This is a genomic window from Tessaracoccus coleopterorum (assembly GCF_011174705.1).
GTDB classification, from domain to species: Bacteria; Actinomycetota; Actinomycetes; order Propionibacteriales; family Propionibacteriaceae; genus Arachnia; species Arachnia coleopterorum.
Map to the genome: position 1 here is coordinate 3208263 of NZ_JAANIJ010000001.1, position 15469 is coordinate 3223731.

Genomic DNA, 15469 nt, shown 5'->3' on the forward strand with positions numbered 1-15469 from the left:
GGGTGCCAGCCGTGCCGGGTGAGGAGCCGGCTCAGGGGGCCGTCCGCGCTGGAGGGCTGCCCACTGTGCACGTGCCAGGCGATGGTGAGGTGCCGCGCCCGCGTCATCCCCACGTAGAGCAGCCGCAGCTCCTCCTCGATGGTCTGCGTCTTGAAGTCCCTGGCGACCTCGTCGCCCCACCTCGGGGGTCGCCGATGTAGAGGTGCCGGCGGTTGTCCTCGATGATGGTGAACGGCCTGCTCAGCCAGGCAGCGGTGCCGTCGGTCTCCGGGAGGAGCACGACGGGGAACTCGAGGCCCTTCGCCGCGTGCAGCGTCATCACCCGCACGGCCTGTTCGTCGGACTCGATGCGGATGGCGTCGGTCTCCTCGTCCTGGTCGTGGTCGGTGAGGACGGCCAGCAGGCCCGGGATGGTGTGGGCGGTGGAGCAGTCGAGCAGCTCGGCGAGGTGGAGCAGATCGGCGAGCCGACGGGCCCCGTCGTCGTCGGCGAGGAGCCGCGCCTCCAGCGCCGCCCGGGTGCGCAGCACCGTGACGACCGAACCGATGCCCCGGCGTCGAAGGCCCGGGTGAGCTCCCGTACCAGCGTGCTGACCCGGGCGGGCTCGCGGCTCCCGTCGCTGAGGAGGTCACCGAGCTCGGAACCGATCAGGGGGTCAGCGCCGCCAGCCTGATGTGCGCCTGGGTGGGCTCCGCCATGGCGCGCAGGAGCCTCTTCCAGTCGCCTGCCGCCTCCTGACGCCAGACGCTCTGGCTGCCCGTGAGCACCGCGGGGATGCCCGCCGCGGTGAGGGTCGAGCGGATCGCGGCTGCGCGCGCCCCGGTCCGGGTGAGCACGGCGATGTCGCGGGGGCCAGCGGAGCATCCGGTTGCGTGAACCGCGCGTTGGCGAGCAGGAGCCGGACCTGGCGCACCAGATCGTTGCCGATGGCGGCCTCGGCGTCGTTGCCGGGCAGGAGGTCGGCGGTGTGACGACGCAGCCACAGGCGCTCGGCGGTCGGTAGGGCCATCCGGGACTTGTACCTCGCCTCGACATGGCCGACCGTGACCTCCTGGGAGCCGAGGCCGACGTCACCGAAGAGGTTGACCACGGCCCGGACCAGCGGCTCGTCCGTGCGGTGGTTCATGGCGAGCGTGTGCACCTCGGCGCCCTGCCTGGCCCGCAGGTAGGTGCCGAGGTCCGCCCCACGGAACCCGTAGATGGACTGCTTCGGGTCGCCGATCAGGATGGTCGCCCTATCCGGTGCCACGAACGCCCGCTCGATGATGTCCCACTGCTCGGGGTCGGTGTCCTGGAACTCGTCGACGAGTACCACCGGGAACCGGTCGGCCAGTGTCGCCCTGACCAGGGCTCCCGTGCGGTCGTCGGCGAGCGCGCCGCGCAGTCGGGAGATCACGTCGTCGAACGTGCAGAGGCCTTCGACCGCCTTCCGGGTCGCGTACAGCTCGCGGACCGCCACCGCGAAGTCGTGTCTCGGCCCGAGCGGGGCAGCAGTGGCAGGGCTGTCCACAGGCCTTGATGCCGATGTCCAGAGCGTGTCGGGCGGTCAACGGCGGGGTCGCATCGTGACGGTGGAGCCGCAGGTACGTGTCGGCGGCGCACTGCCTGCCGAGTTCGGGGTCGTCGGGGCCGACCCGCTGCGCGGGTCCCAGTCGCCGAGCACGCCGAGCTCGAGGAGGAGCGACTCGCAGAAGGCATGGATGGTGAGGATGTGGGTCTCGCTGAACCGGCGGAGTGCGGCGGCGATCCGGTCGCGGTGAACCTCGGCGTCGTGGGATGCGAGGAGGTCGTCGACGGCGTCGGGGTCGTCGGAGGCGAGGTACATGGGAAGCCCGGCCAGGTGCGCTTCCAGCCGCCGCAGTGTCCTCACGAGGCGCTCGAAGACGCGGGTGCGCAACTCCGCGGCGGCGCTGTTGCCGAAGGTGATCAGCAACACCCTGGTGATGTCCAGACCCGGGGTCTCAGCGATGAAGCGGGTGGTGAGCGCGGCGATGGCGTAGGTCTTCCCGGTGCCTGCGCTCGCCTCGAGCAGGCTGGTGGTGCCGGGCAGCGGCCCCGTCAGGTCGAACGCGCGCATCAGCCGATCCTTCCCGTCACGCCCGTGTAGAGGGCGACGGCCCATGCCCCGAAGGCCGTGGGCTGACCGTTGTCCGGGTCCTCGTCGAGCCTGGGGTCGTCGAACAGCTCGGCGACCTCACCCCGAAGAACAGCGACCAGGAGGGCCGTACGAGCTCCACCTGCGGTGCCGCCAGGTGGAGCGCCCCGCCAGTCGGCCTCCCTGTACCGGCCGCGGGCCGCGTCCTCGGCGAAGTGGATGCCCGCGTCGACGGGCACGGTGATGAGCCGGTGCTGGCCGAGCGCGAAGGCCGTCACCACAGTGGTCAGGCGCGCGAGCGCCTCGTCCCTGTCGGGCAGCCCGACAATGCGCTCCTCGGGCAGGTCGCCCTTCTCAACCGGGTCCCAACGGAACCGGAACAGCTTCCCGGGGGTGGGGACCCCCGCGGCGGTGAGGGCCAGCGACTCCAGCCAGGGGTGATCAGCTTCTCGTCGCCCTTGCTCGGGTGACGGTGACGGCGGCGCCTCCGCGCAGCCGGACCCGGTCCACCAGCCGGATCCGGCCCATCCCCGAGAGGTCGAAGGTGAGGTCGAGCGGGACGTCGGTGATGTCCTGCAGGAAGGCCGGCCCGGCCTTCGCCCACAGCTGGTCGGCCCGCTCGAGCTCCCGGAGGAAGGCCACCCGTCCGATCTCCTCGGGGGCAGCTCCTCGCTGCTCCTCAACCGTTGCACCACCACGTCGAGCGCGGTGCCCGCCTTCCGTGCCTCGATCAGGTCGTTCAGGACCTTCCAGCGACCCAACCCGTCCAACTCGATCGGCAGGTCGTCGCTCAGGGTGGGCTCCACATACAGCGGCAGACCCGCGGCCGAGCGCAGGAACGCCCTCGCGGGTCGGCCAGGAAGCGGGCGAGGTGATCGAGCCCGACCTGCGTGGGCAGCGGCCCCACGGGCGGGTGCGGGCCTGTCGTCTGCGGCGCGCCGGGAGCGACCCGGTCGCTGCCGCGCCCCGGTGGGCGACGGCTCCCGCGTGGGCGGTCGCGTCGAAGCTCGCCCTGCCGCGGAAGTTGCCCTCGGAGGTCGCAGTCGGAGGATGGCGGAGAGGGCCGGGCCACCCGAGCTGCTCAAGGAGCCATGTCACGGCCGACGGCGTGGCCACGGCGTCGTTGGTGCGTTGCGAGTAGGCCTGCCGGACGATCAGCACCCTTTCGGCCGAACGGGCATGGTCGAGGAGTTGGGCGAGCCTGCGCGAGCGGCGGTCGGGCGCGAGGGAACCGAGGTCGATGGCGTCGGGGCGATGCCGGAGGGCCGGGAACCACGTCGTCGGTGACGCCGAGGAGGGCGATCAGGCGGAACCCCACGTGGCCCAGTTCGCCGAGCGGTGCCACCAGCAGCGAGCCGTTTCCCGCGGCGACCCGCGCCCGGGGTGCGCCGCCCGCCGCCTCGAGCAGGTGCGCGAACTCGCCCCGGGTGAGGAGGGTGGCGCTGCCCGCGTGGTCGGCCTCGAGGCGGGCCAGCACCTTGTGGGCGTGGAGCACCTGCCACTCGTCATCGCGGGGAGACCGATCAGGTCTGAGATCACGGCGCGTGCCCTGCGCACCCAGGCCGGGATGGTGGCGCTCTGCTGCGTCGCCGCGATCAGGCGACGCAGCCGGGAGACGATCTCGCAGAGCGCCCCGACCGTCTCGAGATCGGATGAGCCGACCACATCGGAGCCGGCCAGGCTCAGACCACCGTCATGTCCGTCGGCGAGGGTGAGCCCGATCAGGAGCCGGTCGAGCCCCCGCAGCCAGGTGTTCTGGGCGAGGCCCTCGAGGTCGAACTCGGCGCGGTGGCCCGCGTCCATACCCCACCGGATGCCCGCACCGCCGACGAGCTCGATGACAGCCTGCCGGTCGCTCAGCCGCCAGCGGTGGGCCAGCGGGGCGCTGAGCAGCAACTCGACCAGCTGGCTGGCCGAGGCCCGCAGCTCCCCGAGCCTGAGCACCGTTGCCATCAGCGAGACGACCGGGTTTCCCGCCTGGCCGGCCACCGGTTGGACCCGTAGGGACCTTCCGGGGTGGCCACCGTCGACGGCCTGCTTGAACGCGCCGTCGAGCAGGGCGGCGTACCGCTGCGGGTGTGGACAGATGATGGCGACGTCGCGCGGCTCGAGGGTCGGGTCGTCGGCGAAGGCCCGCGTGAGTTCGTCGCGGAGCACCTCGATCTGGCGGCCCGGCCCGTGGGAGTCGTGCAACTCGACGGAAGGCACGGCCCGCACGTGGTCGCCGAGCCGGACGGGCGGGCCGGCCAACGCCGTGCCCCACGCCTCGCCGGGGAACCCTCGACGGCGAGGACGGTCAGGGCGCCGAAGGACTCGAGGGTGGCCCGTTGCGGCGCGGTCAGGTCATCGACGGCGAACACTGTGGTGGGCACCCGGTCGGTGGCGGCCGCCTCGACGATCGAGGCGAGCGTGTCGATGGGGTCGATCTCGAGCGAGAGCGCAGCGTTGCGCAGCAACTCGGGCTGCCACGCCCACCGCTCGGGCAGCTCCCTGCCGTCCGGCCCTCGTCGCTTCCCTCGAGCCAGGCCGAGACGAGCTCGGGCGCCACGTCGACATACCAGCGCAGCAGCCGGGCCAGACGGGTCGCCGTGGCCCGGCGGCCGCCCGCCCTCGTCGGGTCGGCCGTCCGAGCCAGGATCGGATGCTCCTGCGACAGCTCGTCGACGGCCTGCCACACGGCCAGGTCGAGGGGGTGCCGAGCCAACGGGAGCGGTCGCGGGCCACTCCCGCGCGCTCGGCGAACCGGCCCATCAACTGGCCGGGTGTGACGTACTCGACGCCGGCCGAGATTCCGAGCCTGGCCGCCATCTCCTGGCCGACGATGCGTCCCGTCGCGGCCGATGACACCACCACACGCGACCATGCGAACGGGTCATCCGAGCTTTCCCGGAGGCGCGCGGCCAGGTGGTCGAGCAGCGTGGCCCAGCGGTGCGCCGTCACCAGTGCCAACGCCATCTCAAACATCCCCTCCCGTGCCCTCTGCGCCCACCCTATCGGCCGCCGGTGACGAAACCGCCTCCGGCCGAGGCGGTTCGCCAGTTGTCGGTGCCGCGGGCGAAGATGGGGGGTGAGTGACCAGATCCTCGATGCCCTCGACCCGGAACAGCGACGCGTCGCGACGATGCTCGACCACCCCGTCGTCGTCCTCGCCGGCGCCGGGACGGGAAAGACGAGGGCGATCACCCACCGGATCGCCCACGCGGTGCGTGAGGGGCGCTACGACGCGACCGGCACCCTCGCGGTCACCTTCACCACTCGCGCCGCCGGAGAGATGCGCTCCCGGCTCGCGTCGCTGGGGGTGCGCTCGGCGCAGGCCCGCACCATCCACTCCGCAGCGCTCAGGCAATGTCAGTTCTTCTGGCCCCAGGCATACGGCGTCGAATTCCCGCGGGTCGCGGAGAACACGTTCGGCCTGGTGGCGCGCGCGGCCCACCAGGTGCTCGGCTCCTCCGACACGGCGCTCGTGCGCGACCTCGACTCCGAGATCTCGTGGGCGAAGACGAGCAACGTCAGCGCTGCGCTCTACCCCGAGGTGGCGGGCCACCGCTCCGTCAACGGCGCCACCCCAGGGCAGGTGTCCGCGGTGATGGCGCACTACGAGAAGCAGAAGCTGACGGAGGGCACCGTCGACTTCAACGACATCCTCATGTGCAACGCGGTGCTGCTCAGCGAGCATCCGAAGATCGCCGAGACCATCCGCGGCACGTACCGGCACTTCGTCGTGGACGAGTACCAGGACGTGTCCGCGCTGCAGCACCGCCTGATCTCGCTGTGGGTCGACGGCCGCGACGACGTGTGTGTCGTCGGCGACGCCAACCAGGCGATCCACTCGTTCGCCGGTGCCGATGCCGCCTACCTGCTCGGGTTCGCCTCCGAGCATCCGGGAGCGCAGACGGTGCGGCTCGTGCGCAACTACCGATCGTCGCCCGAGGTGATCTCCTCGGCCAACCGGGTGCTCCGGATCCGCGACGGTGGCCCCGGCGCGCTCCGGGCCACCCGACCCGCGGGGCCGCCGCCGACCTTCCAGGGGAGTCGGATGAGCGCGGCGAGGCCGTCGGCGTGGCCGCCTGGATGAAGGCGTCGCACGCGGAGGGGACCCCGTGGTCGGAGCTGGCGGTGCTCTACCGGATCAACGCGCAGGCCCCCGCCCTGGAGGCCGCGCTCACCGAGGCCGGCGTTCCCTACACGGTCCGGGCACCGAGCGCTTCTACGACCGGGCCGAGGTGCGCCAGGCCGTCCTCGAGTTCGGCAGGGGGCGTCCCGCACACCGGGGCCGTCCCTGTGGAGCTGATGGCCCGTGTCCTCTCCGGCCTCGGCTGGAAGTCGGAGGCGCCGGGCGGGCAGGGCAGGCAGCGTGAGCGGTGGGAGTCGCTCGACGCGTTGCGCACCATGGTCGTCGAGGAGTCGGAGGCGCGGTCCGGTCTGGACGCGGCCCAGGCCGCATCCTGGTTGCAGGAGCGGGCCAGCTGGCAGGCCAGCCCCGTCGCCGACGCCGTCACGCTGTCGACGCTGCACGCCGCGAAGGGCCTCGAATGGGAGGGCGTCGCCATCGTCGGGGTGCGGGAGGGCCTCATCCCGTTCGCTCTGAGCCAGGAGGAACCGGAGCTGTCCGAGGAGCGCAGGCTGCTCTACGTCGGGTTCACGCGGGCCAAGCGCGAGCTGCGGATCAGCTGGGCCGCCTCGCGGGGCAGCGCCACCAGGTCGCGGTTCATCGCCGACCAGGTGACCGGGCCCGCGACCGTCAGCCGGAGGCAGTCGAAGGCGACGACGTCGTCGAAGTCCAGGAAGTGCCGCGTCTGCGGCGGCCTGCTCCACACGGCGGGGGAACGCAAGCTGAGCAGGCATGAGGACTGCGAGGTGAACTTCGACGAGGCGCTCTTCGAGTCGCTGCGCGCGTGGCGCAGGTCGGTGGCCGAGGAGGCGAAGGTGCCCGCGTTCGTGGTGTTCACCGACGCCACACTCCAGGCGATCGCCGAGGCCGAGCCGTCGAACGCGGCCGAGTTGCTGCGGCTTCCCGGGATCGGCCAGAGCAAGGTGACGAAGTACGGCGAGGGTGCCCTCGAGGTGATCGCGCGCCATCAGGGTTGACCGCAGTCCGGCACGATGCAGCCCGGTAGCCGCGGCCAGCCGCGCAGCGTCAGGCCGGGCCGGGTGAGCCGCCAGGCCCAGCTGGCCCCGACCAGTTCCGTCGATCCGGTCCGCAGCAGCGCGTCGCAGTGCAGCGCAGCCCATGCCGCCGTCCACGACCCCAACAAGGGGTTCAGCCCGCCGCGCCGGGGCGGGGTGGTGCGGCGGAGACACGCCGCGCACGGACCCCTCCCGGGAACGCAGACCGGACCGACCTCGGCTGACTCGTCGTCCCAGTGGGCGTAGAGGCCGATCGCGCCTCCTGCGTAGCCCTCAGCCTCGAGGGTGGGATGGGTGCCGGGGGAGAAGGCCCACACGATGATCTCGGCGCCGAGCACGCTTCCCGGTGCGTCGTGCGCCTCACGTGGGGTGAGCCCGCGGCTCAGCAGCCCGGCCGCGGAGAGGGCCTCCGCGATCCGGGAGACGCGTCGGGGGTGACCGATGACGCACAGGTCGGCTCCAGTGCCCATGCGGGCGATCCTGCCGCTCCGACCCGTCCGGGTCGAGGGAGGACCGTCCCCGGACAACACCCGATGCGCTCCGGACAACGTCCGGGCAGCACACGACGGGGTGACGGACCTATGGTCCGTCACCCCGTCGGAAGCCTTGGTGGCTGGTACTCAGGCCTTGCCGAGAATGCGGTTCAGGTTCGTGCCGCAGACGGGGCACTTGCCCTTGGCCATCTTGGTGCCCTTGGCATTGACGACGACCTCTCCCTTAGCGTCGCGCTTCTCCTTGCACTTGACGCAGTAGAAAGAGCCTTCCCAGGTCTCAGTAGCCATTTTTCCTCCTTTAGCAGCCGCCGGGTTCAGCGACCTTTGACAAAACTGTAGCCGTGACTCGTGCACCGTGGCGGAACATGCCTCACAGTAGAGGAGTCCCGGTTGCTCGATCCGCCTTCCCCTGCGAACTGAGCCGACCGGGACTCACATCACAGAAGTTTGGCGTGACGGATCCGCCGCGTCAAGCTCAAACCCGCGATTGACAGGCGCGGTCACTCGCCGAGCAGCTTGCGCAACTCCGCGTCGATGTCATCCTCGACCCGATCACCGGCATCGTCCCCGCCGGTGAACGACAGCGGGTCGGCCAGGTGCGCCCTGGTCGGAAGCAGGTCGGGGTGGCCCCAGATCCGGTCCCTCCCGGCCTGGCCGCGGTTGTGTTCGACGACGGCCCAGAGGTTCCGGGCGTCACGCACCAGGCGGGGCGCCAGGTCGAGGCCGATGAGCTCCGCGAACACGCCGGTGACCGGCGTGGAGGCGGCCCGTCGACGGCTCACGATCTCCTCGAGCTTGGGTGCGTGGGCATCCACGGGGCGGTCGCCTTCGCGACCACGTGGTCGACCCAGCCCTCGACGAGGGCGAGGAGCACCTCCAGCCGTTCGAGGATCTCCAGCTGAGTCGGGGTGCTCGCGGGCTGGAAGAAGGAGCCCCGCACCGATTCGCCGACTGCGACGACGTCCTCGATGGACATCGACTCGAAGTTCTCCGGCTGGAACTGGTTGGCGATCGATTCGAAGTCGATGGTGATCTCCCGCGAGTAGTGCGCGAGCAGGGCGCGGAGCTGGGGGAGAGCCAGCCGACGGAGTGGAACAGGCGCTGTCGGGCGCCCTCCCGCAGCAGCAGGTACAGCACGACGTCCGACCCGGCCACGTCGAGGTCGCGCGTGAACTGCGCCACGTTCGACGGCAGCAGCAGGACGTCGGAGGTGCCGAGCAGGTTGAACCCGTTCTCGGTGCCGGTGAGGATGTCGCCGGCCACGCTGGCGAGTTCCCGCTTCAGCCGGTCGCGGTAGATGAGGGAGGCGGACTGCTTCATCATCGGGCCAGCATCTGGGAGAGGCCCTGCAGGCCCTCATCCATGTCGGAGACGGTGCCGCGCTGCAGGGCATCGGCGAGCCCGTCGATGATGGGTTCGATGATGGCGCGCCAGCCGTCGCTCGTCGCATCGAGCCACTGCGCCCGGGTGATGGCCCGGCCGGGCCGTCCCGTCTCGGGAGGTCGGTCACGGGGTCAGCCAGGACTGCGCCAGGCGCTCGACGTCGCGCACCGCATTCTGCTCGTCCTCACGGACCGCGGGTCGCCCCGGATTCCGCGGCGAGTGACTTGGCCGCCGTGACCGTGGTCAGCCATGCGGCGTCGGGGTCGCGGTCGGCGTTGGTCATGCCGAACATGTTGGCCCCGCCCGCGGCCTGCATCCGGTTGACCTGCGCGATCAGGTCCTCCAGGTTGAGGTTGTCGGCATCGCCCAACCCGAGCTGCTCCAGCAACTTGCGAAGCTGTTCGAAGTCGAAGGGATTGTTGGTCATCGGCTTCCTCCTTGCCCCCATTCTTCCCCATCGGGCAAGCCCGGCGCGACGTGGTGCGCATCGGGTGGCCGCCCGGCGATGCGGGGCACCTTGGCGCGCTTGGTAGGGTTTGCGCAGGTTGGGAAGCGAAGGGAGCTGGTGTGTCGCGTAACGCGATGGCGATCGTCTCGTCGCTGCTCTTTGCACTCCTCGCGGTGTCGCTCGTGGTCGTGCCCGTGCCGTACGTGGCGCGCCGGCCGGGGCAGACGATCGACGTGCTGGGTGCCGCGGAAGGCGCCCCGGTGATCGAGGTGACAGATGCCCCGACCTTCGAGACGTCCGGCAGGCTTCTCATGACCACCGTCTCCACCACGCGGTTCGATGCGTCGCTGAGCCTGCCCGAGGCCATCTTCGTGCACTTCGGCGGCGACTCCGACGCCATGCCGCGCGACGTCATCTACCCGCCGGGCAAGACAAGCGAACAGGTCGAGAGCGACGCCGTCGCCATGATGGACAGCTCCCGCAACGACGCCACGGTGGCGGCCCTCCGCGCGGCGGTGATCCCCGTCACGGACATGCCGCGGGTGGAGCTCGTCTCGCTGTCCGGGCCGGCGGCCGACATCCTGCAACCGGGCGACCTCATCGAGTCGCTCGACGGCCAGGCGGTGGCGACGGTCAAGGACATCGACGCGATCCTCGCGCTGCACCTGCCCGGCGACGAGGTGGTCTACGACGTGCTCCGTGACGGGAAGCAGATGAGCGCGGCCATCACGCTGAAAGCCAGCGAGACCGACCCGTCCCGGGTGTCCGACGGCATCGCGATCGGCACCGGCTACCGGTTCACCCCACGCGTGACATTCGGCGTCGATCCCGCCGTGACCGGGCCGAGCGCGGGGCTGATCTTCGCGCTCGGCATCTACGACAAGATCACCGACGGTGACCTGGTCGGAGGCGAGGTCGTCGCGGGCACCGGCACCATCGACCCCAGGGAAGGTGGGCGCCATCGGAGGCGTCCGCGAGAAGATCAAGGGGCCGAACGCGACAAGGCGACGGTCTTCCTCGTGCCGGATCGCAACTGCGCCGACATCGGTGACCTCGACACCTCGGTGAAGCTCGTGAAGGTCGCCACGCTGAAGGACGCCATCTCTGCGCTTCAGCTCATCAATGAAGGAAACACCTCGGAGGTACCCACCTGTGGCTGATCCGTCACGCCTCATCGCCTGCCTGATGGACGTGGAGCGCCACGTCACTTCCGCCGGATGGCATCAGCCGGCCAGGCTCTTCGCGCTCGTCACCACCAGCACCCTGCTCGAGGTGGAGCCGCAACTGCGCGGCAGGGTCCCTGAGGGCTCTCCCGATGCGCTGACCGCCATCGAGCAGGACGAGTTCCACGCCACGGACAACCTGTTCGAACGGCTCGGGTCGATCTTCTGGCCCGAGACGGTGGAGGCTGCGCCATCGCGCTCGAGCGCTCGTTCCTGCCTCCGGAGCACGAGAAGGACCTTCCAACCGACCCGGAAGCCGCCGCGGACTTCGTCGCCAAGCATCCCGACAGGACCGACGTCCGCGTGGTCGTCGGCGTGCTGCGCGAGGGCACCAGGCACGGCCTCGCCAGGCTCGTGAGCAACCCCGACGACCTACTCGGCGCGGAGGACCTCGTCCCGGACTCGCCGAAAAGCTGCTCGAAACCTTCAGGAGTGAGGACTGACCATGAGTGCCGAGGATCTCGACGCGCCACCGAGGCGGTCGCCCCTGCTGTGGACGGTGCTCGTGGTCGGTGGTCTCATCATCGCCACGATCATCGCGTCCCGCGTCGCCACCGATTATCTGTGGTTCCGCAGCATCGACTTCCAGGCCGTGTTCACCACGCGGCTGGCGGCCCAGATCGGGCTGCTCGTCGGGTTCGCGCTGGTGATGTTCGCCATCGTGTTCGTGTCGATGGTCATCGCGTACCGGCTCCGCCCGAAGGTGCGCCGCGCGAACCTGGACTCGGAGTTCCTGGTGCAGATGCGTGACGTCCTCGACGAGAGGTCGCGCTTCCTGATGGCGGTGCCGTCGCTCATCGTGGCCCTGCTCGCAGGCCTGACGGCGCTGGGCCAGGCCGACATGTTCCTCGCCTGGCTGCACCGCACCCCGTTCGGCCAGAGTGACCCCTACTTCGGCGTCGACGCCTCCTTCTACGTCTTCACCCTGCCGTGGCTGCAGTTCGTCACGGGCTTTCTGCTCTTCGCCGTCGTGCTGGGAGGCATCGGCGCCCTCAGCGTCCACTTCCTCACCGGCGCGCTGAACGCCTCTGCGCTGCGCGGCAAGGGCAGCACCTCGGCGAGCGTCCCGGCGCAGCGTCAGCTTTCGATCACGCTCGGCATCGCCATCCTGCTGTTCGGGGTGCGCGTGGTGCTCGACCGGTACGCGTTGAACATCACGCCCAGCACTCTGTTCACCGGCATGGGCTACACGGACTTCCAGACGCGGATGCCGGTGACGGCGATCGTCGCGGCCATCTGCGTGATCTGCGCGCTGGCGTGCTTCTACAACGCGTGGAGGGTGCGCTGGTCGGTGCCCGCCGCCTCGATCGCGCTGCTCGTGGTGTCGATGCTCATCCTGTCGAGCCTCTACCCTGGCTGGTCCAGAGCTTCCGCGTCACCCCGATGAGCAGGACAAGGAACTGCCCTACATCGCGAACAACATCGAGGCGACGCGGTTCGCCTACGGCATCGACGACGTGGAGATCGAGGACTACGAGGCGACCACCACGGCCACCGCGGGCAGCTCCGGGCCGACGCGGAGGCGCTGCCCGCCATCCGACTGATCGACCCGGCCGTCGTCAACCGCACCTTCGAGCAGTTGCAGCAGGTGCGTGGCTACTACGCGTTCCCGGCCACGCTCGACGTGGACCGCTACATCATCGACGGCAAGGCCACCGATGCTGTTGTTGCGGCCCGCGAGCTCGACCTGAACTCCGTGGAGTCCGGCGACACCTGGAACAACCGCCGCACCGTCTACACGCACGGCTACGGCATGGTCGCCGCCTACGGCAACCAGCGTGAGGCCAACGGCGAGCCGGTGTTCTTCTCCGGCGGCATCCCGACCGTCGGCAAGCTCGACGAGCACGAGCCGCGGATCTACTACGGCGAGCGCAGCGACTACTACGTCGTCGTCGGCGCGCCCAAGGACGCGCCCCGGTGGAGCTCGACACCCCGTCTGGTGGCGAGGGTCGCTCCGAGTCGCTCTACACGTACGAGGGTGATGGTGGCGTCCCGATCGGCAACCTGGCCACGCGCGCGGCGTTCGCGATCCGGTTCGGCGACATCAACCTGATGCTGTCCGACCGCGTCAACGAGGAGTCGAGGCTGCTGCACGACCGGGTGCCCACCCAGCGCGTCAAGGAGGCGGCGCCGTGGCTGACGGTGGACGCCGACCCGTACCCGACCGTCGTCGACGGCCGGATCGTGTGGATCATCGACGCCTACACCACGACGAACTCGTACCCGAACTCGCAGAGCGTCGACTGGACCCAGGTGATCTCGGACTCGCGCACCTCGGCCGACCGCACCCTGCTGGGGCAGCAGGTCAACTACGTGCGCAACTCGGTCAAGGCCGTGGTCGATGCGTATGACGGCACCGTCACCCTCTACGAATGGGACGAGAAGGACCCGATCCTGCAGACCTGGTCGAAGGTGTACCCCGGCGCGATCACCCCGAAGTCGGAGATCTCCGACGCGCTGATGGAGCACCTGCGCTACCCGCAGGACCTGTTCAAGGCCCAACGCGAGATCCTCGGCAGGTACCACACGGAAAACGCGAACACCTGGTACCACCAGACCGACATCTGGCAGGTGCCGAACGACCCGGTCAACTCGGGGAGAAGCTCAAGGAGCCCCCGTACTTCCTGACCATCCGCTGGCCCGGGGACGAGACGCCGCACTTCGCCAACACCACGGTGTTCGTGCCGAAGGACCGCGAGAACCTCAGCGTCTACATGGGCGTCAACTCCGATGCGACGAGCAAGGCATACGGGCAGAAGCGGGTGCTGAAGCTCTCCGACTCCAAGCAGATCGCCGGGCCGGGGCAGACGTACAACTTCATCTCCACCAACCCTGAGGTCGCGGAGAAGCTGCTCCCGTTCAACCGGGACGGCTCGAGCGCCTCGGCCATCTACGGCAACCTGCTGACGCTGCCGATGGGCGGGGGTCTCCTCTACGTGCAGCCCATCTACACGCAGACCAAGACGTCCGGCTCGTATCCCGCGCTGCGGTTCGTGGTGGTGCGCTTCGGTGACCAGCTCGGCATTGGCGAGAGCCTGCAGGCCGCGCTCGACCAGGTGTTCCAGGGCGACGCGGGTGCCGACACCGGGGAAGGGACCAGGGAGCGTCCCCCGCCGGAGGACCCGAACGCGCCGCCGTCGGATCAGACCGGCTCGGAGCGGGCCCGAGGGCTGCTCGATGAGGCAGAGGCGTTGTTCAAGGGCGCGGACGAGGCCCTGAAGACGGGCGATCTTGCCGCGTACCAGTCCAGGATGAAGTCGGCGGAGGAGAAGGTCGTCGAGGCCGCGAAGGCCCTCGACGAGGGCTGAGGCTGACGGCGTCCGTGTGTGGGGCTCAGCTCCTGAGGTCGACGACCTCGGGGTGAGCCCCGCCGCCTCCAGCTCCGGCACGAGCGCTGAGGCGTCGCCCGTCACCGAGATGCTCGCCCTGTCCGCGTCGATGAGCGTGCGGTAGGCGGCGGTCGCGCCGTCGGCCGTCACGTCCGCGATCGCCGCGAAGTGACGGTGCAGGTAGTCGGGTTCGATGCCTGCGGCCGCGAGCGAGGAGGCCTGGGCGACGATGTCGGCAGACGTCTCGTTGGCGAGCGGTGCCACCCCGATCAGGTAGCGGCGCGCGTCGTCGACCTCGGCCGGGGTCAGCTCGTCCCGCAGCGCCAGCCCCTCGAGCAGCCGGGCGACGGCGTCGCCCGCCACCTCGGTGCGGACGCTTCCGCCCACCGTGAACTGTCCCTCGCTGATGCCCGGCGCGAAGCCGCCGCTGATGCCGTAGGTGTACCCGAGTCGCTCCCGGAGCTCGAGGTTGAGCCGGCTCGCGAATGCTCCGGCGATCGCATGACCCGCGACCTTCGCCGCGGGCCACCTCGGGTCGTCGCGGGTGACGGTGCGCTGTGCGATGGACACGGTGGCCTGGACGGCTCCGGGCTGGTCGACGACCACGACGCGCCGGGGCTGCGGGGTGCCACCTCTGCGGGCGTGTGCGGCGCCGTCTCGGGTGTCCAGGCGGCGAAGTGTGAGACCACCACGTCGGGCTCGACGGCGCCTGCGATCACCAGGGTCGCGCGGTCGGGCCGAAGTGGGCGGCGTGCCATGCCCGGACGCCCTCGACCGTGATGTTTCCAAGGGTTGCGGGACCGCCGCCTGCGGTCGTCCCTCGCGGTGTTGCGAGCCGAACAGGGCGCGCCGGAGGGCGAGCCGGTTGGAGGCGCCGGGGAGGCCAGCGTCGAGTCGAATCCCGCCTGCTGCGCCTCGATGTGGTGGGCGATGTCGCGCTCCGCATACGCGGGTTCGCGGAGCACCTCGGTGAACAGCGGGAGCACCTCGTCGAGGCGGCGGGAGGGCGCCTGACCGCCGAAGGTCGTGTAGCGGAACCGTGCGGTGCCGTGCAGGGTGCTGCCGTTGGCCTCGAGGAGCTCGCCGATCCTGCCGTCAGGGTGGGTGAGCGTGCCCTCGTCGACCGCGTGCAGCGCCACCGTCCCCACGCCTTCGGTGGCCGGGGGCTCGTGGCTCAGCGGTGCGGGGAGCACCAACTCGAAGGTGGCGATGTGCTGCCCGGGCAGGTGGAAGTGCCAGATGGTCAGACCCGTCGGCAGCCGCAGGATCGTCGGCGTCGGGAACTGCCACGGGGTGGCGAGGGTGACGTCGGGACGGCGCATCAGGAGTTCTCCGCGAGGTAGTGAAGTCGGTGGGCATCGGTGGGCGCG

15 protein-coding genes and 8 pseudogenes are annotated in these 15469 nt (G+C 70.4%); 8 read left to right on the top strand and 15 right to left on the bottom strand.

The window, feature by feature from the left end:
• Nucleotides 1-103 precede the first annotated feature (103 nt).
• From G7085_RS20550 to G7085_RS35770, 7 genes and pseudogenes are all read right to left on the bottom strand, one after another.
• Complete coding sequence (locus G7085_RS20550) at nucleotides 104-529, bottom strand: 3'-5' exonuclease (protein ID WP_197512270.1); 426 nt, start codon at nucleotides 527-529, stop codon at nucleotides 104-106.
• A 126-nt stretch (nucleotides 530-655) separates the two neighbouring features.
• On the bottom strand, nucleotides 656-1510 hold the full coding sequence (locus G7085_RS20555; RefSeq protein WP_331715855.1) for a UvrD-helicase domain-containing protein: 855 nt from the start codon (nucleotides 1508-1510) through the stop codon (nucleotides 656-658).
• Nucleotides 1511-1546: 36 nt separating this feature from the next.
• Nucleotides 1547-2077 carry a UvrD-helicase domain-containing protein gene (locus G7085_RS20560; RefSeq protein ID WP_197512274.1) on the bottom strand — a complete coding sequence of 177 codons (531 nt, stop codon included), beginning with the start codon at nucleotides 2075-2077 and terminating at the stop codon, nucleotides 1547-1549.
• On the bottom strand, nucleotides 2077-3180 hold the full coding sequence (locus G7085_RS20565; protein WP_197512276.1) for a hypothetical protein: 1104 nt from the start codon (nucleotides 3178-3180) through the stop codon (nucleotides 2077-2079). The genes G7085_RS20560 and G7085_RS20565 overlap by 1 nt, the downstream gene beginning before the upstream one ends.
• A 217-nt stretch (nucleotides 3181-3397) precedes the next feature.
• On the bottom strand, nucleotides 3398-4288 hold the full coding sequence (locus G7085_RS20570; protein ID WP_197512278.1) for an exodeoxyribonuclease V subunit gamma: 891 nt from the start codon (nucleotides 4286-4288) through the stop codon (nucleotides 3398-3400).
• Between the two features lie 145 nt (nucleotides 4289-4433).
• Nucleotides 4434-4772, bottom strand: a complete 339-nt coding sequence (locus G7085_RS28330; RefSeq protein WP_231979766.1) for a hypothetical protein — start codon at nucleotides 4770-4772, stop codon at nucleotides 4434-4436.
• Between the two features lie 62 nt (nucleotides 4773-4834).
• A pseudogene (locus G7085_RS35770) lies at nucleotides 4835-5059 on the bottom strand (exodeoxyribonuclease V subunit gamma); the annotation flags it as partial.
• 103 nt (nucleotides 5060-5162) lie between these two features.
• On the opposite strand from G7085_RS35770, the gene G7085_RS28335 reads away from it, so the two are divergent.
• On the top strand, nucleotides 5163-6170 hold the full coding sequence (locus tag G7085_RS28335) for an ATP-dependent helicase (RefSeq protein WP_331715856.1): 1008 nt from the start codon (nucleotides 5163-5165) through the stop codon (nucleotides 6168-6170).
• Nucleotides 6167-7183, top strand: coding sequence for a 3'-5' exonuclease (locus G7085_RS28340; protein WP_231979767.1), 1017 nt, complete (start codon nucleotides 6167-6169; stop codon nucleotides 7181-7183). The genes G7085_RS28335 and G7085_RS28340 overlap by 4 nt, the downstream gene beginning before the upstream one ends.
• On the opposite strand, the gene G7085_RS20585 is transcribed toward G7085_RS28340, so the two are convergent.
• From G7085_RS20585 to G7085_RS20610, 6 genes and pseudogenes are all read right to left on the bottom strand, one after another.
• Nucleotides 7174-7692 (bottom strand): hypothetical protein, encoded by a 519-nt coding sequence (locus G7085_RS20585; protein WP_197512282.1) that lies wholly within the window; start codon nucleotides 7690-7692, stop codon nucleotides 7174-7176. The two genes, G7085_RS28340 and G7085_RS20585, sit on opposite strands and share 10 nt — an antisense overlap.
• Nucleotides 7693-7842: 150 nt before the next feature.
• On the bottom strand, nucleotides 7843-8004 hold the full coding sequence (locus G7085_RS20590; RefSeq protein WP_193432368.1) for a DUF5679 domain-containing protein: 162 nt from the start codon (nucleotides 8002-8004) through the stop codon (nucleotides 7843-7845).
• 212 nt (nucleotides 8005-8216) lie between these two features.
• Nucleotides 8217-8797, bottom strand: a pseudogene (locus tag G7085_RS35775) (zinc-dependent metalloprotease).
• 2 nt (nucleotides 8798-8799) lie between these two features.
• Nucleotides 8800-9039, bottom strand: a pseudogene (locus G7085_RS35780) (zinc-dependent metalloprotease); the annotation flags it as partial.
• Nucleotides 9036-9197: pseudogene (locus G7085_RS35785) on the bottom strand (zinc-dependent metalloprotease); the annotation flags it as partial. The pseudogenes G7085_RS35780 and G7085_RS35785, both read right to left, overlap by 4 nt.
• An 86-nt stretch (nucleotides 9198-9283) precedes the next feature.
• Nucleotides 9284-9526, bottom strand: a complete 243-nt coding sequence (locus G7085_RS20610) for a hypothetical protein (RefSeq protein WP_197512287.1) — start codon at nucleotides 9524-9526, stop codon at nucleotides 9284-9286.
• 155 nt (nucleotides 9527-9681) lie between these two features.
• On the opposite strand from G7085_RS20610, the gene G7085_RS20615 reads away from it, so the two are divergent.
• The 6 genes and pseudogenes from G7085_RS20615 to G7085_RS31405 all read left to right on the top strand — a co-directional run bounded on the left by G7085_RS20615 (nucleotide 9682) and on the right by G7085_RS31405 (nucleotide 14078).
• Nucleotides 9682-10707, top strand: coding sequence for a YlbL family protein (locus G7085_RS20615; protein ID WP_197512289.1), 1026 nt, complete (start codon nucleotides 9682-9684; stop codon nucleotides 10705-10707).
• Between the two features lie 25 nt (nucleotides 10708-10732).
• Nucleotides 10733-11112 (top strand): annotated as a pseudogene (locus G7085_RS20620) (PPA1309 family protein); the annotation flags it as partial.
• A 103-nt stretch (nucleotides 11113-11215) separates the two neighbouring features.
• The gene (locus G7085_RS31390; RefSeq protein ID WP_269451937.1) at nucleotides 11216-12157 is read left to right on the top strand and encodes a UPF0182 family protein; all 942 of its coding nucleotides are present in this window, start codon (nucleotides 11216-11218) and stop codon (nucleotides 12155-12157) included.
• A gap of 34 nt (nucleotides 12158-12191) precedes the next feature.
• Nucleotides 12192-12613 (top strand): annotated as a pseudogene (locus tag G7085_RS33475) (UPF0182 family protein); the annotation flags it as partial.
• A gap of 74 nt (nucleotides 12614-12687) precedes the next feature.
• On the top strand, nucleotides 12688-13398 hold the full coding sequence (locus G7085_RS31400) for a UPF0182 family protein (protein ID WP_331715857.1): 711 nt from the start codon (nucleotides 12688-12690) through the stop codon (nucleotides 13396-13398).
• 2 nt (nucleotides 13399-13400) lie between these two features.
• Nucleotides 13401-14078 carry a UPF0182 family protein gene (locus G7085_RS31405; RefSeq protein ID WP_331716041.1) on the top strand — a complete coding sequence of 226 codons (678 nt, stop codon included), beginning with the start codon at nucleotides 13401-13403 and terminating at the stop codon, nucleotides 14076-14078.
• A gap of 354 nt (nucleotides 14079-14432) precedes the next feature.
• Here G7085_RS31405 and G7085_RS35790 read toward each other — a convergent pair.
• Nucleotides 14433-14705: pseudogene (locus G7085_RS35790) on the bottom strand (insulinase family protein); the annotation flags it as partial.
• Between the two features lie 323 nt (nucleotides 14706-15028).
• Nucleotides 15029-15421 (bottom strand): annotated as a pseudogene (locus G7085_RS35795) (insulinase family protein); the annotation flags it as partial.
• Between the last annotated feature and the right edge of the window lie 48 nt (nucleotides 15422-15469).